This window comes from Curtobacterium sp. PhB78 (assembly GCF_003751685.1).
Classification (GTDB): Bacteria; Actinomycetota; Actinomycetes; order Actinomycetales; family Microbacteriaceae; genus Curtobacterium.
The window spans coordinates 559,165-579,853 of sequence record NZ_RKIA01000002.1 but is presented as its reverse complement, the minus strand read 5'-3'; the positions used below and the strand labels follow the sequence as shown (position 1 = coordinate 579,853).

The window sequence follows — 20,689 nt, the reverse complement described above, 5'->3', positions numbered from 1 at the left end:
CCCGCCGTCCCCGCCGTCCCCGTCATGTCCCGACGCGTCCGAGCTCGTCAGGTTCCGAGATCTCGGAACCTCGGGCGCTCACTCGGGCATCCGTGGAACCTCGGCGGCACGCACGCGGCAGGTCGTGGAACCTCGGCGTGCTGGGTGGAACGGGCTGACCAGCGCGCGGGACGGAGCGAGCTGACCAGCGCGCGGGACGGAGCGAGCTGACCAGCGCGCGGGACGGAGCGGGTTGATCGGCGAGCACGCTACGGTGATGGCGTGTTCGGACGCCGCTCCCCCAAGCCCCGCCCCGACGACGCCCCCGGCCTCGGCATCGGTGCGCTCGTGCAGGTCATCGACTCCGCGGAGGGCGGTGAGCGGTGGGCCGACGAGCCGATCGGTGTGATCGTGGCTCCTGGCGGCAACCAGATCGTCGGCTACCCCGGCGTCGGCGAACCGCTGTCGTGGACCGTCGCGTTCGAGGAGCCCGTGTACACGAAGGACGGCCGCGGCCCCTTCGAGCGCGCGACCGTCCTGAGTCGTCAGTTGGTGCCGATCACGACCGGCAGCGGCGAGTAGCCCAGCGGGCTCAGTACTCTTCGGAGCCGCTCTTCATCATGGCGGCGACCGCCATGCAGCAGCCCACACCACCGAGGACGCCGATGCCGATGATGATGCCGGCGATGAGTTCGAGCATGGGGTGACTCCTTGGTTGCTTCGGCCGTGTGGCTTCCCTCAGGTTAGCGGATGCCGCGACGGATCAGCGGATACCGCGCATGAGCTTCAGGACCGGCTTGGCCAGGACGAGCAGGACCACGCCGACCGCGACGGCGACGAGACCGAGCACGGCGAAGTACGGCGCCTCGTTCGCCGGGTCGTAGTACTGCGACAGCACCCCGGTGACGGCGGTGCCGAGCGACACGGACAGGAAGAACAGCGCGACCATCTGCGTCTGGAACTTCGGCGGCGCGAGCTTCGTGGCGACGGACTGCCCGACGGGTGACAGCAGCAGCTCGGCGAGCGTGAAGACGAGCAGGATGCCGACCAGGGCGAGCAGCGGCGTGCCGTTCTGGCCCGAGCCGACGAAGGGCAGGAACAGCAGGAACGCGACGCCCATGATGCCGGTGCCCAGGCCGAACTTCGTCGGGGTGGACGGCTGTCGGTCGCCGAGCTTGGTCCAGAGCGCCGCGAAGACCCCGGACAGCACGATGATGAAGACCGGGTTGATCGACTGCACCCACGAGACCGGCATCTCCCACCCGAACAGCGAGCGGTTCAGTCGCTCGTCGGAGTAGACCGTGACGACGGTGAACTGCTGCTGGTAGAGCGACCAGAACACGGCGCTGCCGATGAAGAGCGGGATGAACGCGAACACCCGCGAGCGCTCCTGCGCCGTGATGCCGCTCGTCAGGATGACGACGAAGTACCCGATCGTGGCGAGGATCACGATCGCGACGACCACGGTGGGCAGGTTGCCGACGTTCAGCAGCCCGGTCAGGACGGCGACCGCGATCACGACCAGGGCGACGACGACCCCGACGCCGATCAGCGGCAGGCGTCGGCGGTCGACGGGGTTCGTGACGTGGCGGACCGTATCGGGCAGGTTCTTCCGACGGATGGCGTACTGGACCAGGCCGGCTGCCATGCCGACGGCGGCGAGCCCGAAGCCGTAGTGGAAGCCGAGCGAGCTCTGCAGCAGGCCGGTCAGGAGCGGCCCGAAGAACGCACCGAGGTTGACGCCGAGGTAGTACAGCGAGAACCCGGCGTCACGGCGGGGGTCGTCGCGGCTGTAGAGCCCACCGACGATCGTCGTGGCGGTTGCCTTGAGTCCGCCGGACCCGAGCGCGATGAGCACGAGCCCGACGCCCACGCCGGCCACCCCGGGGATGAGCGCCAGGGCGATGTGGCCGAGCATGACGACGATCGCGCTGCCGAACAGTGTGCGGTCGGCACCGAGCAGCCGGTCGGCGATCCACGCGCCGATGATCGTGAACAGGTACACGGCGCCGCCGTACGCGCCCATGATCCCGGTCGCGATGCCCTTGTCGATCCCCAGGCCGCCCTGCGTGACCGTGTAGTACATGTAGATCAGGACGATGCCCTGCATGCCGTAGAACGAGAAGCGCTCCCAGAGCTCCACCGCGAAGGGCGTCGACAGCTCGAACGGCTGTCCGAAGAAGGTGCGTTTGGGCTTGGGATCGTGTCCCGTGGTGGAGCCTGACATGTCGGCCAGTCTGCCCCGCGCGCCGGTGGCGCGCACAATCGTTGATGGGTGCTCATCAAATCGATCGACGCGTGCAGTTGGAGGGTTCCCACCATCGTGGTCGGTCCGTGCCGGGCAGCGTTGTGCGGCCTGCACGGCGTTCCGCCGGCTCCCGGCGGCGGTGTCTAGCGTGGGGAGCGCAACACCGGACACCGCAGTTCAGGAGGACTCCGACCATGGTCGACACCGCATCCGCGCAGCACACCGGCACGCCCACGGCGAAGCACGACGCCGGCGTGAACCCGGGCACGAACGCCAGCGAGAACTCGGGCAAGAACACGAGCAAGCACACGAGCGACAACGCGGGCAAGCCCACCGACATCCGCATCGACGTCGACATGGTCGAGACCCTCCTGCTCGGCCGCTGGGCCGAGGACCGCCGGATCTCCCGCCGCCTCGTGCTCGACCCCGCACTGCACAAGACCGAGGGACTCGGCACCATCGAGCACCGTGCCCGCGCGTTCGAGCAGCTGCAGATCCTGGTCGACGCCGGAGCCATCCAGCGCCCGTACCCGCCCGAGCTCGGCGGTCAGGACAACCACGGCGGCAACCTGGCGGCGTTCGAGGAGATCACCACCGCCGACCCGTCGTTGCAGATCAAGGCCGGCGTGCAGTGGGGCCTGTTCGGCTCCGCGGTGCACCACCTCGGGACCGCACGGAACCACGAGGAGTTCCTGCCCGGCATCATAGGGTTCGACGTTCCCGGCTGCTTCGCCATGACCGAGACCGGCCACGGTTCGGACGTGCAGAACATCGCCACGTCGGCGACCTACGACCCCGCCACGCAGGAGTTCGTCGTGCACACGCCGTTTCGCGGGGCGTGGAAGGACTACATCGGCAACGCGGCCCTGCACGGCAAGGCGGCCGTCGTCTTCGCGAAGCTCGTCACCCAGGGCGTCGACCACGGCGTGCACGCGTTCTACGTGCCGCTCCGTGACGACGACGGCGCGTTCCTGCCGGGCGTCGGCGGCGAGGACGACGGTGTCAAGGGTGGCCTGAACGGCATCGACAACGGCCGGCTGCACTTCGACCACGTCCGCGTCCCCCGCACGAACCTGCTGAACCGCTACGGCGACGTCGCCGAGGACGGCACCTACAGCTCGCCGATCGACTCGCCCGGACGCCGCTTCTTCACGATGCTCGGCACCCTGGTACAGGGCCGCGTGTCGCTCGACGGTGCCGCGGTCGTCGCCCAGAAGATCGGGCTGCAGATCGCCCTGACGTACGCGATGCAGCGCCGGCAGTTCCCGACGGCGGGCGGTGTCGAGGGCGTCCTGCTCGACTACGGCCGGCACCAGCGCCGACTCATCCCCCGTCTGGCGACGGTGTTCGCGCAGTCGTTCGCGCACGAGCAGCTGCTCCGCACCTTCGACGACGTGTTCAGCGGGCGAGCCGACACCCCGGAGCGCCGCGAGGACCTGGAGACCCAGGCCGCCGCGTTCAAGTCGCTGTCGACGTGGTCCGCCCTCGACACCCTGCAGGAGTGCCGTGAGGCCTGCGGCGGCGCGGGCTTCCTCGCCGAGAACCGCCTGACGAGCCTGCGCGCCGACCTCGACGTCTACGTGACGTTCGAGGGCGACAACACCGTCCTGCTGCAGCTCGTCGGCAAGCGGCTGCTCACCGACTTCCGGAAGCGCGCGCCGCGCGACGCCGCGTCGACCGCCAAGTTCGTCGCGTCGCAGGTGGGCGCGAAGCTCGCGGACGCCTCGGGCCTCCGCCGCCTGGGCCAGACCGTCGCCGACCGCGGGTCGCTCGCCGCGAGCGTCACGGACCTGCACGACCCCGCCACGCAGCGCGCGCTGCTCGCCGGCCGCGTGGACACCATGGTCACCGAGATCGGGCTCCGGCTGAACACCGCCGGCAAGGACCGCGCCCGCCAGGCCGTGCTCCTGAACCGGTCGCAGCACGAGCTGATCGAGGCCGCGCGCGCCCACGCGGAACTCATGCAGTGGGACGCCTTCACCGAGGGGCTCGACGCGGTCCCCGAGGGCGACACCCGCCGGGTGCTCGTGTGGCTGCGCGACCTGTTCGCGCTCGGGCTGCTCGAGCAGCACCTCGACTGGTACCTGGTGCACGGGCGTCTGAGCGCGCAGCGTGCCCGTGCGGTGTCGGCGTCGATCGACCGGCTCGTGGCGCGGCTCCGTCCGGTGGTCCCGCAGCTCATCGAGACCTTCGGCTACGAGCCCGGCCACGTGCGGGCGCCGATCGCTCTCGGCGAGGAGCAGGCGCGCCAGGACGAGGCCCGTGCGTGGTTCGCCGCCGAGGCGGCAGCCGGACGACTCCCTGAACAGGAGAAGAAGCCCAGGCGCTAGCGACGAGCTCCGGCGCCAGCGACTACTCGGTCGGGTCCGTCGGCTGGGCGGACCCGCCGAGCGCGGCGCGCAGCCGCGCCTCGGCGTCGTCGCCGGAGGCACCGGTCGCGCCGGCAGCCGCAGCGGCCTCGGCGTTCGCCTCGGCGACCGCCCGCACGACCTCTTCACGCTGGATCTTCACCCCGCGTGGTGCGTCGATGCCGATCCGGACGCCGTCACCCCGGGCGTCGAGGACCGTGATGACGATGTCGTCACCGACGAGGATCCGCTCGCCGACCTTCCGCGTGAGTACCAGCACCCGCTCAGCCTAGCGACAGGACGGGGACCCCCAGCAGGTCGACGGACTCCGGCGTGGCGGTCTCCCCCGCGCCGATCGCGACGACACCGGCCACCGGCAGCCGTGCGGCCACCGCGGACACCATGGCCGCAGTGTCCTCGGGCTTCCGTCCGACGTCGACGACCACCCAGACCTGGTCGGCCTCGATCCCTTCGCCGGTCGCGCGGTCGTCCCACGCGGCGACGGCGAGCACCGCGTGGCCGTCGCGCACGCCGTCGGCGCGGGCGAGGATCGCCGACCGCCGGTCGGCGGCGTCCGTCGGCCGCAGCGCGTGCCGGACGGCGAACAGCCCGGCCGCGGCGTCGACGTCGTTCGCCCGGCCGACCAACAGGACCAGGTCACCGTCAGCCGACCGCACTGCCGGGACAGCAGACCGCGCGGCAGGCGCGGTGGGCCGGGCCGCGCGCCGGCCGGGCGCGACGTCGGGGGCGGTGGCCGGGCCTCCTGGCAGGGTGTCGGTGACGGCCTGGAGGCGCGGGTCGACGTCCGCAGGTCCGTCCGCTCCGGGCAGGGCGCGCGTCGGGCGCGGGGCGCTCCCCGTGATCCCGTCCGCCACGAAGCCGTCGAGCACCGACGCGAACGCGTCGGCACGCGTGGCCTGGGTGCCGTCACCGCGTGCGATGCGGGCCTCGGCCGCGTCGGCGTCGGCGAGCAGCGCCGCGATGCCGATCCGCTGGACGGGTGAGTCGGCGATCACGACGCGTGCCGTCGGGGTCTCCCCCGGTTCCGGCACCTCGACGGTGGCCTCGACGTGGGCCTTGCGGAACAGCCCGCCGATGCCCGGCGTGGTGACCCGCTCGGCGGCGACGATCCTCGCGCCCGCGCCGAACTCGGTCCGGACGGCGTCGCGGACCTCGTCGAGCGTTGCGCCGTTACGCTGCAATCGGGTCGGCGGCACGGACCACTCCCACGGTCTCGATGGTGGAGCCCGCGGCGGTGGCCTCCTGGTACGACAGCACCGGGAGCCCGTTCGACTGGGCGGCGACCATGCGGTGCACGGCCGGGCGGAGCTGCGGGGCGCAGACCAGGACGGCGGACAGGCCCTGGTCCTCGATGCTGCGCACGGCATCGCGGACGGAGCCCAGGACCTGCTCGATGCGGTGGGCGTCGAGGACGATCTGGCTGCCCTGTTCGGATGGCCGCAGCCCCTCGAGCATCGACTGCTCGAGCAGCGGGTCGATCATGATGACCCGCAGGGTGCCCTGGTCGGTGTACCGGGCGGCGAGGGCGGGGCCGAGTGCGGCGCGGGCGGCCTCGACCAGCCCCTCGGGGTCGGTGGAGGCCTTGGCGCGCAGGGTCAGCGCCTCGCAGATCCGCCCGAGGTCGTTGATCGGCACGCGTTCGGCGAGCAGGCCCTGCAGCACGCGCTGGAGTTCGGCCATCGAGAGCATGCCCGGCACGAGTTCCTCGACCGCGGCGGGGTTGACCTGCTTGACGCCCTCGGTCAGGACCTTGACGTCCTCGCGGGTGAGCAGGCGAGCGGCGTTGTCACCGATGACGGCCTGCAGGTGCGTGACGAGCACGGACACCCGGTCGATCACGGTGGCGCCGGTCATCTCGGCGGCGTGCCGGAGTTCGGCGGGCACCCACTTGCCGGTCAGGCCGAACACCGGCTCGACCGTCGAGGTGCCCGGCAGCCCGTCGAGGTGGTCGCCGAGCGCCAGGACGCTGCGCGCCGGGGCGGTGCCGCGGCCGGCCTCGACGCCGGCGATCCGGATGGCGTAGGTCGACGGCGGCAGGTCGATGCTGTCGCGGGTGCGGACCGGCGGCACGACGATGCCCATGTCGACCGCGATCTTGCGACGGAGGGCACGGACCCGGCCGAGCAGGTCGTCGGAGGCGCCGGACACCATGTCGACCAGGTCGGGCGCCAGCAGGATCTCGAGGGCGTGCACGCGCATCTGCTCGATGAGGTCCTCGGGGGTGTCGCCGGAGGGAGCGGCGGCTTCGAGGGCCTGCTGCTCGGCGGCGGCCGACTCGGCGTTCGCGGCGTTCCGGCCGATGCGCCACGCGGTGAACAGCAGGGTCGCACCGACGAGCAGGAAGGGCAGGATCGGCATGCCGGGGATGAACCCCATCGCGATCGCGGCGACGCCGGCGATCATCAGGGCGTTGCGCGACTGCGAGAGCTGGGTGGCGGCCGACGCACCCATCTCGGACTCCGCGCCCGAGCGCGTGACGATCATGCCGGTGGAGACCGCCATGAGCAGGGCCGGGATCTGCGTGACGAGGCCGTCGCCGATCGTCAGGATGCCGTACTTCGACAGGGCGTCGGTGGCGGAGAGCCCGTTCTGCAGCATGCCGATCGCGATACCGCCGATCAGGTTGATGATGATGATCAGGATGCCGGCGATCGCGTCGCCCTTGACGAACTTCGAGGCGCCGTCCATCGCGCCGTAGAAGTCGGCCTCGGCGGAGACCGCGGCGCGGCGGTCCTTCGCCTGCTGGTCGGTGATGAGCCCCGCGTTCAGGTCGGCGTCGATCGCCATCTGCTTGCCGGGCATGGCGTCGAGGGTGAACCGTGCTCCGACCTCGGCGACGCGCTCGGCACCCTTCGTCACGACGACGAACTGGATGACGATGAGGATCAGGAAGATCACCGCGCCGATGATGATCGATCCGGACACGGCGACGTGGCCGAACGCCTGGATGACGTCGCCGGCGAAGCCCTCGCCGAGCACGAGCCGGGTCGACGCCACGTTCAGGCCGAGGCGGAACAGCGTCGCGACGAGCAGCAGCGACGGGAACACCGAGAAGTCGAGCGGCTTCTTCACGAACAGCGTCGTGAGCAGGATCACCAACGCCAGCAGGATGTTGATGATGATCAGGAAGTCGAGCAGGAACGACGGCACCGGCAGGATCAGCAGCAGGATGATGCCGACGATGAACACCGGGACGACGAGCTTCGGCAGGTCCTTGCGGTTCATGCGGGGAGTCCTTCGGTCGGGGTCTCGGCGATGCGCGGTGCGCGGAGCTTGCGGGGGCGGAGGTCACCGGTCAACGTGGCCGGGTCGATGACGCTCGCCACCTCGTCGGGCGTGGTCGGCCTCGGTGGTGCGTGGGTGCCGGCCGCTGCACCGCGGGCCTTCAGGGCCATCACGAACGACAGCACCCGGGCGACCGGCGTGTACAGGTCGACGGGGATCTCGTGCCCGAGCTCGCACGCGGCGTGCAGCGCTCGGGTGAGCGGGACGTCGCGCACGATCGGCACACGGTCCTCCTCCGCCCGGGCACGGATGACGTCGGCGACGGGCCCGGCGCCCTTCGCGACCACCCGCGGTGCGGCCTTGCCCGGCTCGTACTTGAGCGCGACGGCGTAGTGGGTCGGGTTCGTCATGACGACGTCAGCGGTGCCGACCGCCTGGATCATCCGGTTGCGGCTCATCGCGAGCTGGCGGGAGCGGCGCTGACCCTTGACGAGCGGGTCGCCGTCGCTCTTCTTCTGCTCGTCCTTGACCTCGCGCTTGGTCATCATGGTGCGCTTGCGGTTGCGGCGGATGACCACGAGCACGTCGATCGCGGCGAGGACGAGCCCGGCGGCGATCGCGGCGCGGAGCAGGGTGCCCGCGCCGTCCGCTGCGGCCTCGAGCACGGCGGACAACGGCAGCGAGCCGCTGGTCATGAGCACGGGCATCAGGCCCTGCACGGCGAACCAGAGCACGAGGCCGACGACGGTGGTCTTCAGCAGCGCCTTCGCCCCGTTCCAGAGCGCCTGGACGCCGAACACGCGCTTCAGGCCCGCGATGGGGTCGAAGTGCGACGCCTCGGGCGCGAGCTTGCGGATGTGCACCCCGCCCTGCGCGACGGCGGCCGCGGTGACGGCGACGAGCACCACCGCGAGCATCGGGCCGAGGGTCGCGCCGACGCTGGCCATCGCGTCGCCGAACACGTGGTTCATGGTGCCGATCGTCGGGTTCGCGATGACGGACTGCACGGCGACGAGCTGTGCCGTGCCTGCGGCTGCCGCGTTGCCGATCATCGACGGCACCATGAGGGCGACGACGGCGATGCCGATCCACGCACCGAGGTCCTGGGACCGGCCGAGCTGGCCCTTCCGGTGGACCTCCTGCATGCGCTTCTGGGTGGCCTTCTCGGACTTCTCACCGCTGTCGGACACGGCGCCTCACCCCCGTCCCGTGATCGCCTGGACGGCGTCGCCGGTCAGCGACGACACCACCGAGGGCAGGGCCATGAAGAGCGCTCCGGCGAACAGGACGGTCAGCCCGATCTTGATCGGGAACCCCATCTGGAACGCGTTGAGGGCCGGTGCGACGCGGGTGAGCAGCCCGAGGCCGACGTCCGCCAGGAACAGCACGACCACCAGCGGTCCGGCGATCTGCAGCGTCGCCAGGAACATCTGCGACATCGCCGCCACGAGCAGGTGGGCCAGACCGTCGACCGCGAAGCTGCCGGTGAGCGGCACGGCATCGAAGGAGCGCACGAGCCCACCGACGATGAGCTGGTACCCGCCCGAGGTGAACAGGAGCGCGAGCGCCGCCATCTGGAACAGCCGGGTGAACTGGGCGCCGTTGACCTGCGACTGCGGGTCGAACGCCTGCGCGAGCGTGAACCCGCCGAACAGGTCGATGAGCGCACCGGCGGACTGCACCGCGGCGAACACCAGGAACACCAGGAAGCCGAGCGACAGCCCGACGACGAGCTGGGTGAGCAGCGCGAGCAGGAAGGGCCCGGTGTCGAGCGACTCGTAGCCGACGGCGACGCGCGGGGCGACGCCGATCGCCAGGCCGAGCCCGAGGATCACCTTCACGGTGCCGGGGAACGCCCGGTACGAGAACGGCGGCGCGATGATGAAGAACGCGACGAGCCGGACGCCGGCGAGCATGGTCGCCTCCAGACGGTCGGCGTTGATCGCGAGCTCCATCAGCCGCTGCCGAGGAGCTTCGGGATCATGTCGAAGGCGACGTGCGTGAACGCCACCATCTCCGAGATCATCCAGTTGCCGCAGACGACCAGGGCGATCGCGACGGCGACCGCCTTCGGCACGAACGAGAGCGTGACCTCCTGGATCTGGGTCACGGACTGGAACAGCGAGATCGCGAACCCGACGACGAGCGACGTGACGAGCACCGGAGCGGCGAGCTTGCCCGCGACCAGGAGCGCCTGGAGGACCAGGTCGATGACGGCCTGCTGGTTCATGCCTGCCCCCTAGACAACGTGGTAGCTCTCGATGAGCGACGTGATGATGAGGCCCCAGCCGTCGACCAGGACGAAGAGCAGGATCTTGAAGGGCAGCGAGATCATGACCGGCGGGAGCATCATCATGCCCATCGACATGAGTGCCGCCGAGACGACGAGGTCGATCACCAGGAACGGGATGAAGATGACGAACCCGATGATGAACGCGCTGCGGAGCTCCGAGATGATGAACGCCGGGATGACGGTCGTCATCGGCACGTCGGCCATCGACTTCGGGTTGTCGAGCCCCGCCGCGCGGGTGATCAGGGCGACGTCCTCGTCACGGGTCTGGTGCAGCATGAAGGTCCGCAAGGGTTTCGTGCCGATCTCGACGGCCTGGTTGAAGTCGAGGTGGCCGGACAGGTAGGGCTGCAGGGCATCGTCGTTGATGTGCCCGAGCACCGGGGCCATCACGAACAGCGACAGGAACAGCGCCAGGCCCGCGATCACCTGGTTCGGCGGGATCGACTGCAGCCCCAGGGCGTTCCGCGTCATCGCGAGGACGACGAAGATCTTCGTGAACGACGTCATCATGAGCATGAGCGCCGGGGCGACGCTGAGCAGCGTGATGCCGATGAGCGTCACGACGGCCGACGACGGGGTGCCGTCCGGGCCGTTCACGCTGACGCTGAAGTCGCCGTTCGCGGGAGCGGTCGGCGTCGCGGGGGCGGTCGGTTCGACGACGCCGGCGGCGTGGGCACCGGTCGCGGTGAGCATGAGGAAGCCGGCGACGACCGCCAGCCCGAGCAGGACGAGGGCGGCGGTGCGTCCGGTGCGGACCGCGGTCACCCGGCGCGCCGGTTCCGCAGGGCGGCGGCCGCCTGCCGCCAGGTGTCGACCGACAGGATCGAGCCCTGCAGCTGCTGCGCGGTCGGCACCGTGGTGCGCTGCGGACGACGGTTGCGCGGGCGCATCGGGAGGGGCTGCGCCGTCGCTTCCGTTCGGTCGGACGGGAGGCCCGTGGGGGCGTCCGCCTGCAGCGCCAGTTCCTGACCGAACACGTCGGCCGACGGGGCGGGACGCACGGGCAGCTGCACGGGTCCGGTCACGATGGTGAGCTCCGGAACGGGCGCCTGCCCGCTCCTCAACAGGCTGACGCCCTGCTCGGAGACCCCGAGCACCAGACGCTCCCCCTCGACGTCCACCACCACGACGCTCGCCTTGCCGCCGAGGCCCTGGCGACCGACGACCTCGACGGTCGCCGCACGGCGCCCGGAGGTCTTGCCGGCGAAGCGCTTCTTGCTGGCACGGTGCAGCACCCACATGAGGGCGAGCACGACGCCGAGCGACAGCGCGACGCGGAGCGTGATGAGGAGGGTGTCCACGCGGGGCTCAGAGGGATTCGGCGACGTCGAGGATGCGGGTGATCCGGACGGCGTAGTCCTGGTCGACGACGACGACCTCGCCGTGCGCGATGAGGCGACCGTTCAGCAGGACGTCGGCGGGCGCACCGGCGCTCCGGTCGAGTTCGACGACCGCGCCGGGCTCCATGCCGAGCACGTCGCGGACCGACATGCGGGTGCGACCGATCTCCACGGTCAGGGTCATCTCGACGTTGTTGATGCGGCCGAGGTTGCCGGCGGGCACCCCGACGGGCGCGGCGGCCGAGACCGTGCCGTGCTCGCGCACCCGGATGCCGAACCAGCCGCTCGGGACACCACCGGCGGTCAGCTCGAACACCACCGTGTCGGGGTCGGCCAGCAGCGCGGCCGCCGACTCGCGGCTCGCCTCGCCGAGGACGCCGACGCCGAGCACCGACGCGGCGGCCTCGAGCGACGGACGCAGCACGTCGGTGACGGCCACGATCCCGTGGTCGGTGCCGCCGGCAGCGATGACGGCCTCGAGGTCGGTGAGCACGAGGGCCAGATCGGCCGACAGGCCGCCGACGAACGACGCGACCACGGCGTCGGTCGCCGCTTCGAGCACGACCGGGGTCGCGCCTCCCGGCAGCAGCAGCGCACCCAGCGGGACGGCCGTCGGGAGCTGCGCCGCGAGCGACTCGGCCGCGGTGGTCTGGAGGGTGGTCGTTTCGGTCATCAGTGCTGCTCCGTGCTCGTGGTGGTGACGACGATGCCGGCGAGGCGCGAGCCGTTCGCGCCGACCGCGGCGGTGCCGACGGGTTCACCGTCGACCGCGATGGTGAGGGGGCGGTGCTGCGGGTGCGGCAGCGGCAGGACGTCGCCGACGGCGAGCCGGAGCACCTGCGTGGGCAGGACCGTCGCCGGGGCGAAGCGCAGGCTGACGCCGACGGGGACGCCTGCGAGCTGCGCGTCGAGCAGGGCCTGGGCGTCGGCGGGCGACACGTGCGCGGCGGCCTCGCCGAGCTGCGGCAGCACGGCCTCGGCCGGCAACGCGAGCGTGCCGGGGGCGACGCGGTCGCCGACGCGGATCGAGAACGCCGCGACGATCATCAGGTCGCCCTTCTGGGCGGCCTGGGCGAACTGCGAGTTGAACTGGAAGCCACCAGCCGTGACGTCGTGCGCGAGCAACCCGCCGAACGAGTAGCGGAGGTCGTCGAGGGCGTCCTCGACGATCTTGCGCACGAGGGCCTGCTCGATGGGCGTGAAGGTGCGCTCCGGGGTCGGCAGCGGCTTCGAGGCGCCGAGGGCGTGCGAGACCCAGGTCAGCGCGGCGTCGAGCGGGACCTGCAGGACGCCCTTCGGGACGACGTCCGCGATCGGCAGCAGCACCATGCCGGTGAGCGCGGGCAGCGAGGCGGCGTACTCGTCGTACGTCACCATCTGCACCTGCTCGCAGGTGACCTGGCTCACGGCGCGCACCTTCGCGGTGAGCTGCGTGCCCCACTGCCGCGCGAAGGTCTCGAACGCGAGCTCGAGGACCCGGGCGTGCTCGCGGGCGAGCGTCGACGGGCGCGCGAAGTCGTACACCTCGGGCGCTGGCAGGGTCTCGGTCACGGGTGCGTCTATCGGTCGCCTGTGCGGCACCCGTCAGTGCTGTACCCCGTACTGGGGATGCGGGGTCTCCAGCCCCGTCGGCCGTGCGTCAGCCCTGGCGTGCTCCGTCCTGCGCCTTCGCCAGTGCCGGCATCAGTGCGCTGACGTCCTGGTCGGCGTTCGACAGGACCACGATGTCGACCCGTCGGTTCAGGGCGAGGTCCTGGTCGGTCCCGCCCTTCGCGAGCGGCCGGCTCGACCCGAAGCCGACGCTCTGCACGTGGTCGCCCGGCATCCCGCCACGCTCGACGAGGTCGCGCAGCACCCCCGTCGCCCGGGCCGCGCTGAGCTCCCAGTTGGTGGCGTACGGTGCCGTCGAGTTCCGCTGGTCGGCGTGCCCCTCGACGCTGACGTCGTGGTGGCTCGTCTTCAGGACCGGGGCGATCGCGTCCATGATCGACCTCGCCTGGTCGGACAGGTCCGCGCTGTTCGTGCCGAAGTAGGTCTCACTGCCGACGAGCCGGACGATCAGGCCACGGGCGTCGACCGTGAACTGCACGTTCGCGGTCTGGCCGGCCTTCGCGAGGTTCTGCTTGATCGCCTGCTCGATCGCGGTGAGGTCGTCGAGCTCCTTCTGGGCGTCGGCGAGGTCCTGCTTCGTCGCGGTCACCGGCACGACGGTCGACGCGGGGTCGACGTTGGTGTCCTTCGTGCCGGACGACGCCGTCGAGTGGTCGGCCTGCGACTTGTCGGTCGAGTACCCGGAGCCGTCCTCGACCTGGTCCTTCGTCACCACCGTGCCGCTGGCGGTGTCGACCTTCTGCGACTTCACCTCGCCGAAGCCGGTCGCCAGGGAGTTCTTCAGGGCGATGTACTTCTCCTGGTCGACCGTCGACATGGCGAACAGCACCAGGAACATGCACATCAGCACCGTGATCATGTCCATGTACGAGGCCATCCAGCGCTCGTCGGGGTGCTCGGCGTCGTCGTGGCCCTTCTTCGCACGACCGCGGCCACGGCCACGGGGGTTCGCGCTCATCGTCAGGCCGCCAGCTGCTGGTCGTCGGCGTCGGCGTCCTGCTTGTTCTTGCCGGCCTTGCTCTTCGAGGTGTCGGTGCGCGCTGCCGGCGGCACCATCGCCTTGAGGCGTTCACCGAGCAGGCGCGGCTGGCTGCCTGCCTGGACCGCGAGCAGCCCCTCCATCAGGAGCGTCTGGCGGTCCGACTCGAGCTGTGCGAGCTTCCGGAGCTTGCCGCCGATCGGCAGCCACATGAAGTTCGCGGTGAGCAGGCCCCACAGGGTCGCGACGAACGCACTCGCGATGAGGGGACCGAGCTCGTCGGGCTTGCCGAGGTTCGCGAGCACGTGGGTCAGGGACACCACGGTGCCGATGATGCCGACCGTCGGAGCGAAGCCGCCGAGCCCCATGAAGAACGCACTCGCACTGCGCGTGGGGGCCGCGTTCGACTCGATCTCGTCCTCGAGCAGGATCCGCAGCTCGTCGCCGTCGGTGCCGTCCGCGATGTTCTGCAACGCCTTCTTCATGAACGGGTCGTCGTGCTTGTCGGCCTCCTGCTCGAGGGCGAGCAGACCGTTCGACCGAGCCGTCTCCGCCAGGCCCACGACGTCGTCGATGACCGACTGTGGCGGCGTGACCTTGCCGGTGAACGCCTTCGGGACGGCTTTGAAGCTCGCGATGGCGTCCTTCAGCGTGGTGCTCGCGATCCCGCAGCCGATGGTGGCACCGAACACGAGCAGCATCGGCGCGGGCAGGAACAGCCCGGCGAGCTCGACGTGCTCCATCTCGACCATGCCGAACAGGGCGCCGAAGGCGAGCAGGATGCCGACGATCGTTGCGATGTCCACGTCAGCGTCCCCCGTCCTGCGTGCGGAGGGGTGCGACCGCGGCGAGCGTCGGCTGGGGGCCGGTGGCGTTCCGCGCGGTCGGCAGGTCGGTGCCGTAGGCCATGCCGACGATGCGGGCGCGGTACGCGGCGATCAGGTCGATGACGTCGGCCATGGACTCGCGGACGATGTACTTCGCCCCGTCGACCATGATGAGCGTCGTGTCCGGCGTCTCGTGGATGCGCTCCACGAGGTCGGGGTTGACAGCGAATGCGCTGTCGTTGAGTCGTGTGACGACGATCATGGCCCGTCCTGGTTCTCGATCGTCCCGCCGCCGTCCGTGGGGCGGGATGCTGCCCGTCCGTGGGCCTGCACGGAGGTCTATCGGCGGGTGGGGCCGGGGCGTTAGCAGCGGTCACTAGCCTTGACTGGTGATCACCGCAGCGGACCTGCTCGACCACCCGCGGGGGCGCCGGTTCTGCTTCGAGCTCGTCAACGGGGTGCAGCAACCGGACGACCCCGACGCCGTGGCGAGCGCGCTCGCCGCCGTGCCCCTGCCGGTCCTCAGCGAGGACAGCGTCGTGGTGGCACTCGAGTCGACTGCCGAGAGCGCGCTCTGGTGGCAGCCCCCGGATGCCACGGACGCGCTGCTCAGCCGTCCCGAGTTGCGGCCGGCGCTGACGCGGATCGCGCGCTGGGCGGTGGACAGTCCGGTCGTCCGACAGCTCGCCGAGCCGCAGGGCGGAGCGTGGACCGTCGTGTTCGACGACGACGACGACCAGCCGCGCCGCCCGAGCACCGGGCAAGCGCTCCACGACTGGGCGCAGCAGCTGCGCGACGAGGTCGCTGCGGGCAGTCCCGGCGTGACGAGCGGCGTGTGGTGGACCACGCCGCCGTGGCCGCTCCTGCAGACGACCCGGGCTCCCTTCCCGTCCGCCGGTCCCCTTGCACTGTGGGCGGTGGAGGACTCCTTCGGCCAGGAGCACGCTCGTGCGCTGTCCACACCGATCGACCCCGCTGCTCGCGTGTTCACCGTCGACGGCCCCGACGACTGGGCCGCGCTGTGCCGTCGTTGGCCGCTCGACGTGACCACGACCACCCGACGGAACGACTGGCGGCTGGCGACCGGACGGCAGGGCACCTGGGTGCTGCCCGACTGGTCCGGGGTGGCCGCCGAGTACGACCTCGTCCACCTCACCGTCGCGGGGTGGTTCCGCACCTCGGGGGACGCGGTCAAGGTCGACGACGACCGTGCGAGCGTCGTGGCCGGCTGGACGCCGGACTCGGCCTACTGGCTCACCGACCACGAACTCGGGACCGGCACGTGGGCGGCGTGGTCGCGGCCCGGGAACTCCGGGGTCTGGCGACGACACGACTGACCATCTCGTCCCCCGAACTCTCAGCTGTGACGTATTCGAGACCTCGGGACGCGCAACGGGTGTCGTTCCCCAGTCGTTTTATCTCATGAGCGTGTTACGTTGGCGCCATGTCCGACACCACCACCGTCGTCTCGCCGGCCACCCCGGCATCCGCCGCCCCGCTCCGCGAGGTCGGTGCCCTCATCCGGGGCGCCCGCAAGGGCCGCAGCATGACCCAGGCGCAACTCGCCGAACGCGTCGGCACCAGCCAGAGCGCGATCAACCGCATCGAACAGGGCGGGCAGAACCTGTCCCTCGAGATGCTCACCCGCATCAGCGATGCCCTCGACCAGCAGATCGTCTCGATCGGCGGCGCCCCGCAGCGTGCCCACCTGCGCGTGCAGGGCGGGCGGAAGCTCAGCGGGTCCATCGCCGTCAACTCGAGCAAGAACGCCGCCGTTGCGCTGCTCTGCGCCTCGCTGCTCAACCGCGGCGTCACCCGCCTGCACAAGGTCGCCCGGATCGTCGAGGTCGACCGGATCATCGACGTGCTCCGCAGCCTCGGCGCGAGCGTCACGTGGTCCGAGGACGGCGAGACCCTCGAGATCGTCGCACCGTCCGACCTGCACCTCGACGCGATCGACGCCGACGCCGCCCGCCGCACACGCAGCGTCCTGATGTTCCTCGGCCCGCTCAGCGGCCGGTACGAGTCCTTCCGGCTCCCCTACGCCGGTGGCTGCGACCTCGGCACCCGCACGGTCGAGCCGCACCTCATCGCGCTGCGCCCCTTCGGCGTCGACGTCGAGGCGACCTCCGGCTGGTACGAGGTCGGCGTCGCGAACCAGGACGTCCCCGCGAAGTCCGTCGTCCTCACCGAGCGCGGCGACACCGTCACCGAGAACGCGATCCTCGCCGCGGCCGCCCGCGACGGCGAGACCGTCATCCGCAACGCCAGCCCCAACTACATGGTGCAGGACCTCTGCTTCTTCCTCGAGCTGCTCGGGGTGCAGGTCGAGGGCATCGGCACCACGACGCTCCGCATCACCGGCAAGAGCCGCATCGACGAGGTCGTGGACTACTGGCCGAGCGAGGACCCGGTCGAGGCCATGAGCCTGCTGACCGCCGGCATCGTCACCGACTCCACGCTGACCGTCACCCGGGCGCCGATCGAGTTCCTCGAGATCGAGCTCGCGACCCTGGCCGAGATGGGCCTGCGCTTCGACGTCACCGACGAGTACCCGGCCGCGAACGGCCGCACCCGTCTGGTGGACATCACCGTGCACCCGTCCGAGCTGCACGCACCGATCGACAAGATCCACGCGATGCCGTTCCCCGGGCTGAACATCGACAACCTGCCGTTCTTCGTCGTCATCGCCGCGATGGCCGAGGGCACCACGCTCGTGCACGACTGGGTCTACGAGGGCCGGGCGATCCACCTGCTCGACCTGACCCGTCTCGGCGCGAGCGTCACCCTGCGCGACCCGCACCGCCTCGACGTCACCGGTCCGACGCACTTCTCCGGTGCCGAGATCAGCTGCCCGCCGGCCCTCCGCCCCGCGGTGGTCATCCTGCTGGCGATGCTCGCGGCGAAGGGCGAGAGCGTCCTGCGCAACGTGGGCATCATCGCCCGCGGCTACGAGCAGCTGCAGGAGCGCCTGAACTCCCTCGGCGCGTCCATCGAGACGTTCCACGACTGAAGCGACCGCCTGCCCGCGTGACCCGACGGCCCGTCCCCGCAAGTGGGGACGGGCCGTCACCCGTTCTGCGCGGATCGACCCGTGCCTCCAGGCTGATGCGCAGGAGCGCTCCACCACCCACCCAGGCGACCAGTGCTGGATGGGGTGATGGCCACGAGATCGCTCTTGACCGTCCCCCTGTTCATCACCGTCGCGGCCGCCGCGGCGGCCTGGTTCGTCCTCGGCCCCGCCGCCGCGCTGGCGTTCGTCGCGCTCGCGCTCCTCGAGATCGCGATGGCCGCCGACTCGTCGGTGCCGATGGCCGGCATCGCCGGACGGCTGCACTCCCCCGCCCGACGGCTGTTCCTGTCGCTCGGGATCGTCGCGGGCGTCCTCGCGATGCGGCTGCTCCTGCCGCCGGCGGCGGTCGCGGTCGGCGACGCGACCGACCCCGCGAGCTCCGTGCAGGAAGCCGTCTTCGCCCCCGGCTCGTTCTCGGCGCACCTCGCCGAGGTGCGCCCCGCCCTCGCCGCCTTCGGCGCCGCCTTCATCTGGCTCGTGTTCGCCGAGTACCTGTTCAACACCGACCGTGCGTCGCGCAGGTCCTGGCTGGGCCGCCTGGAGGCCCGGCTCGCCGCCGTCGCGCGTCCTCGCGTCTGGTCCCTGGTCACCGCTGCGACGGGGGTCGCCGTCACGGCCGTCCTCGTCGGCGTCGACCGCGCGTGGTCGCTGGGTGCCCTGCTGCCGGTCGTGCTCGGCGGTGCGGCGGGCATCGCCGCGTACCTCGGGTCGAAGCGCGTCGCCGCCTGGGCGCTCGACGGGGTCGGCTCGGACACCGCGTCGATCGGGGTCGGGCGGGGTGCCTGGCGGATCCACGCCTACGCGTCGACCGTCGTGTTCGAGCGGGGGCTCGTGGTCTTCATGCTGTTCGAGATCCTGGACGGCGTGTACAGCCTGTCCGGGTCCGGGACCCTCGGCGCCGACGGCCTCGGAGCGCTCGAACAGGCGGCGGTCGCGGTGGCGGCGATCGGCGTCGGTGCCGTGTTCCTGGCGCGGTTGACCTCGCGGCTGGACGAGGCCGCGGGGCTGAAGCGGCTGCGGTACCTGAAGGCCGGGGCGGCGTACGTGCTCGGGGTGCTCGCGGTGCTGCTGTGGGCGAGCCTGCTCGTGCCGATCCCCGGGGTCGTCGTCGCCTGGTTCGGCAGCGTGGTGATCGGTTCGGCGCTCGCGAGCTCGTTGCCGTGGCGGGCGTGGTGGCGTCGGGTGGCGCGGGGGTCCGCGAGGTCGCGCAGCAGCAGCGGTCTCGCTCCGTGAGTCAGCGGTGGTCGCGGCGAGCGGCGGCTGCGGGAGCGTCATCGCGGACACCGGCGGCGAAGAGTGCCTCCTGCGCGTCGGCGAGGTCCTTGCCCTCGATCGAGAACGCGTCGAAGACCGCGTGCCGGAACCCGAGCCACCCGACCACGACACCGACCGCGACGAGCCCCGTGAGGATGCCGTACATGACCTCGGGGTGGTCGAGGAGCAGCGGGGTCACGAATGCCAGCAGCGCCGCGGCGATCCGGGCCACCGCGATGATCGTGCCCTGGACCGAACCGCGGAGCAACGTCGGGAACGACTCCTGCGACCAGACCTTCATGATCGCCTCGAAGGCGAACGCGTTGCCCACCGCGCCGAACGCGAGCATCGCGACGAGGGTCGGCAGCGAGAAGCCGAACACGAGCGGCAGGCCGTAGCTCACCACGAGGCACACGGCGCCGACGATGTAGAACGGCATCCGCAGCCGACCGTCGACGATGCGCATGAACCAGAACGCGAGCAGCATCCCGATCGGCACGCTGATCAGGTTCATCGTCGAGAAGAACGGCACCGACAGCCCGACGACGTTGACGGCCACGTAGGCGCCGAACTGCCCGCCGGTGTTCGCGCCGAGGTTCGTCAACGTGTAGAAGACCAGCAGGGACAGGAACGGCAGCAGGAAGATGCGCTGCGTCAGGACGTCGCGGATGCCGTGGCGGGCAGCACGGACGGTGTGTGCGCCCGCTGCCTTCTCGGCATGGGCGTCGGACCACGTGGTGGACTCCGGGATCGTGAAGCGCAGGACCATCACGACGAGTGCGACGACCCCGACGTGCGCGAACATGATCTGACCACCGGCGCGGCCGAGGTCCCCGACGCCCGCCGAGATGGCGTAGGTCGCCAGGATCCCGGCGAACCAGAGCACCTGGGAGAAGCCGACGAGCCCGCCCCGGTTCTCGTCGGTCGCGGCCTCGGAGATCGTCGCGAGCGAGACCGGCAGGTCCGCTCCGGTGCCGAGGCCGACGAGGATCGTGCCGATGAGCAGTCCCGTGAACGCCGGGCTCGCCACCAGGACCCCCGCACCGACGACGGTCATCGCCATCGTCACGATGAACACCGCCCGACGACCGAACAGGTCGCCGAGCCGCCCGCCGGAGAGCGCGCCGATCGCGATGCAGAAGGTGAGCGCGCCGGACAGCACCCCGATCTGCGTGCCGGTGATGCCGATCGACTGCTGGTACAGGACGAGCGCGGTGCCGGAACTCACGATCGCGGCCGCGTCGATGTACGAGGCCATCCCCGAGACGACGGCGACCCACCAGGGGTGCGGTCGCCGGGTGGGCTGCTGGGGTCGGTTCACTGCGTTCTCCCTTGAACGTCGGCCGAACACCGGATGAAACGGTTCAACCAGTCGGCGGCACTGTAGCCCGCCGAGTGCCGCAACCGCAAGGATCGTTCACTGCGCCTGCTGTCCACAGCCTCGCTGTTCGTTTCCTGAGGACATTGACTTCCGCCGCTCCCAGAACCTAC

General features: G+C 71.1%; 20 protein-coding genes. 5 read left to right on the top strand and 15 right to left on the bottom strand.

Annotation, left to right across the window (positions count from 1 at the left end; genetic code table 11):
- Positions 1-261: 261 nt before the first annotated feature.
- A complete protein-coding gene (locus tag EDF53_RS06460; RefSeq protein WP_123292766.1) occupies positions 262-561 on the top strand; it encodes a hypothetical protein in 300 nt (99 codons plus the stop codon).
- Positions 562-742: 181 nt separating this feature from the next.
- On the opposite strand, the gene EDF53_RS06455 is transcribed toward EDF53_RS06460, so the two are convergent.
- Positions 743-2,206, bottom strand: a complete 1,464-nt coding sequence (locus EDF53_RS06455) for a peptide MFS transporter (RefSeq protein WP_123292872.1) — start codon at positions 2,204-2,206, stop codon at positions 743-745.
- 215 nt (positions 2,207-2,421) lie between these two features.
- On the opposite strand from EDF53_RS06455, the gene EDF53_RS06450 reads away from it, so the two are divergent.
- The gene (locus tag EDF53_RS06450) at positions 2,422-4,557 is read left to right on the top strand and encodes an acyl-CoA dehydrogenase (RefSeq protein ID WP_123292765.1); all 2,136 of its coding nucleotides are present in this window, start codon (positions 2,422-2,424) and stop codon (positions 4,555-4,557) included.
- 22 nt (positions 4,558-4,579) lie between these two features.
- On the opposite strand, the gene csrA is transcribed toward EDF53_RS06450, so the two are convergent.
- The 13 genes from csrA to EDF53_RS06385 form a co-directional block, all read right to left on the bottom strand.
- Positions 4,580-4,855 carry a carbon storage regulator CsrA gene (csrA, locus tag EDF53_RS06445; RefSeq protein ID WP_123292764.1) on the bottom strand — a complete coding sequence of 92 codons (276 nt, stop codon included), beginning with the start codon at positions 4,853-4,855 and terminating at the stop codon, positions 4,580-4,582.
- Positions 4,856-4,859: 4 nt separating this feature from the next.
- On the bottom strand, positions 4,860-5,792 hold the full coding sequence (locus EDF53_RS06440) for a hypothetical protein (RefSeq protein ID WP_123292763.1): 933 nt from the start codon (positions 5,790-5,792) through the stop codon (positions 4,860-4,862).
- Positions 5,767-7,821 carry a flagellar biosynthesis protein FlhA gene (locus EDF53_RS06435; protein WP_123292762.1) on the bottom strand — a complete coding sequence of 685 codons (2,055 nt, stop codon included), beginning with the start codon at positions 7,819-7,821 and terminating at the stop codon, positions 5,767-5,769. The genes EDF53_RS06440 and EDF53_RS06435 overlap by 26 nt, the downstream gene beginning before the upstream one ends.
- Positions 7,818-9,011, bottom strand: a complete 1,194-nt coding sequence (locus EDF53_RS06430; protein WP_123292761.1) for a flagellar biosynthesis protein FlhB — start codon at positions 9,009-9,011, stop codon at positions 7,818-7,820. The genes EDF53_RS06435 and EDF53_RS06430 overlap by 4 nt, the downstream gene beginning before the upstream one ends.
- A gap of 6 nt (positions 9,012-9,017) precedes the next feature.
- Positions 9,018-9,776 carry a flagellar biosynthetic protein FliR gene (locus tag EDF53_RS06425; protein WP_123292760.1) on the bottom strand — a complete coding sequence of 253 codons (759 nt, stop codon included), beginning with the start codon at positions 9,774-9,776 and terminating at the stop codon, positions 9,018-9,020.
- Positions 9,776-10,051, bottom strand: coding sequence for a flagellar biosynthesis protein FliQ (gene fliQ / locus EDF53_RS06420; protein ID WP_111084131.1), 276 nt, complete (start codon positions 10,049-10,051; stop codon positions 9,776-9,778). Before fliQ ends, EDF53_RS06425 begins: the two co-directional genes overlap by 1 nt.
- A 9-nt stretch (positions 10,052-10,060) precedes the next feature.
- Complete coding sequence (gene fliP, locus EDF53_RS06415) at positions 10,061-10,879, bottom strand: flagellar type III secretion system pore protein FliP (protein WP_123292759.1); 819 nt, start codon at positions 10,877-10,879, stop codon at positions 10,061-10,063.
- Positions 10,876-11,415: a flagellar biosynthetic protein FliO gene (locus EDF53_RS06410; RefSeq protein WP_123292758.1), complete on the bottom strand. Its 540-nt coding sequence runs from the start codon at positions 11,413-11,415 to the stop codon at positions 10,876-10,878. Before EDF53_RS06410 ends, fliP begins: the two co-directional genes overlap by 4 nt.
- A gap of 7 nt (positions 11,416-11,422) precedes the next feature.
- Complete coding sequence (gene fliN / locus EDF53_RS06405) at positions 11,423-12,127, bottom strand: flagellar motor switch protein FliN (RefSeq protein WP_123292757.1); 705 nt, start codon at positions 12,125-12,127, stop codon at positions 11,423-11,425.
- Positions 12,127-13,005, bottom strand: coding sequence for a flagellar motor switch protein FliM (locus tag EDF53_RS06400; protein WP_123292756.1), 879 nt, complete (start codon positions 13,003-13,005; stop codon positions 12,127-12,129). The genes fliN and EDF53_RS06400 overlap by 1 nt, the downstream gene beginning before the upstream one ends.
- 88 nt (positions 13,006-13,093) lie before the next feature.
- Positions 13,094-14,023, bottom strand: coding sequence for a flagellar motor protein MotB (locus EDF53_RS06395; RefSeq protein WP_123292755.1), 930 nt, complete (start codon positions 14,021-14,023; stop codon positions 13,094-13,096).
- Between the two features lie 2 nt (positions 14,024-14,025).
- Positions 14,026-14,850 (bottom strand): motility protein A, encoded by an 825-nt coding sequence (locus tag EDF53_RS06390; RefSeq protein WP_123292754.1) that lies wholly within the window; start codon positions 14,848-14,850, stop codon positions 14,026-14,028.
- 1 nt (position 14,851) lies between these two features.
- The gene (locus EDF53_RS06385; protein WP_123292753.1) at positions 14,852-15,133 is read right to left on the bottom strand and encodes a flagellar FlbD family protein; all 282 of its coding nucleotides are present in this window, start codon (positions 15,131-15,133) and stop codon (positions 14,852-14,854) included.
- A 127-nt stretch (positions 15,134-15,260) separates the two neighbouring features.
- Here EDF53_RS06385 and EDF53_RS06380 point away from each other — a divergent pair, with 127 nt between their 5' ends.
- From EDF53_RS06380 to EDF53_RS06370, 3 genes are all read left to right on the top strand, one after another.
- Positions 15,261-16,208, top strand: coding sequence for a hypothetical protein (locus tag EDF53_RS06380; protein WP_123292752.1), 948 nt, complete (start codon positions 15,261-15,263; stop codon positions 16,206-16,208).
- A 107-nt stretch (positions 16,209-16,315) separates the two neighbouring features.
- Positions 16,316-17,884, top strand: coding sequence for a UDP-N-acetylglucosamine 1-carboxyvinyltransferase (locus EDF53_RS06375; RefSeq protein WP_173168527.1), 1,569 nt, complete (start codon positions 16,316-16,318; stop codon positions 17,882-17,884).
- A gap of 165 nt (positions 17,885-18,049) precedes the next feature.
- The gene (locus tag EDF53_RS06370) at positions 18,050-19,177 is read left to right on the top strand and encodes a DUF475 domain-containing protein (protein WP_185020964.1); all 1,128 of its coding nucleotides are present in this window, start codon (positions 18,050-18,052) and stop codon (positions 19,175-19,177) included.
- 1 nt (position 19,178) lies between these two features.
- Here the strand turns inward: EDF53_RS06370 and EDF53_RS06365 are convergent, their stop codons facing one another.
- Entirely contained in the window at positions 19,179-20,519 is a 1,341-nt protein-coding gene (locus EDF53_RS06365; RefSeq protein ID WP_260215226.1) for an MFS transporter, read from the bottom strand.
- Between the last annotated feature and the right edge of the window lie 170 nt (positions 20,520-20,689).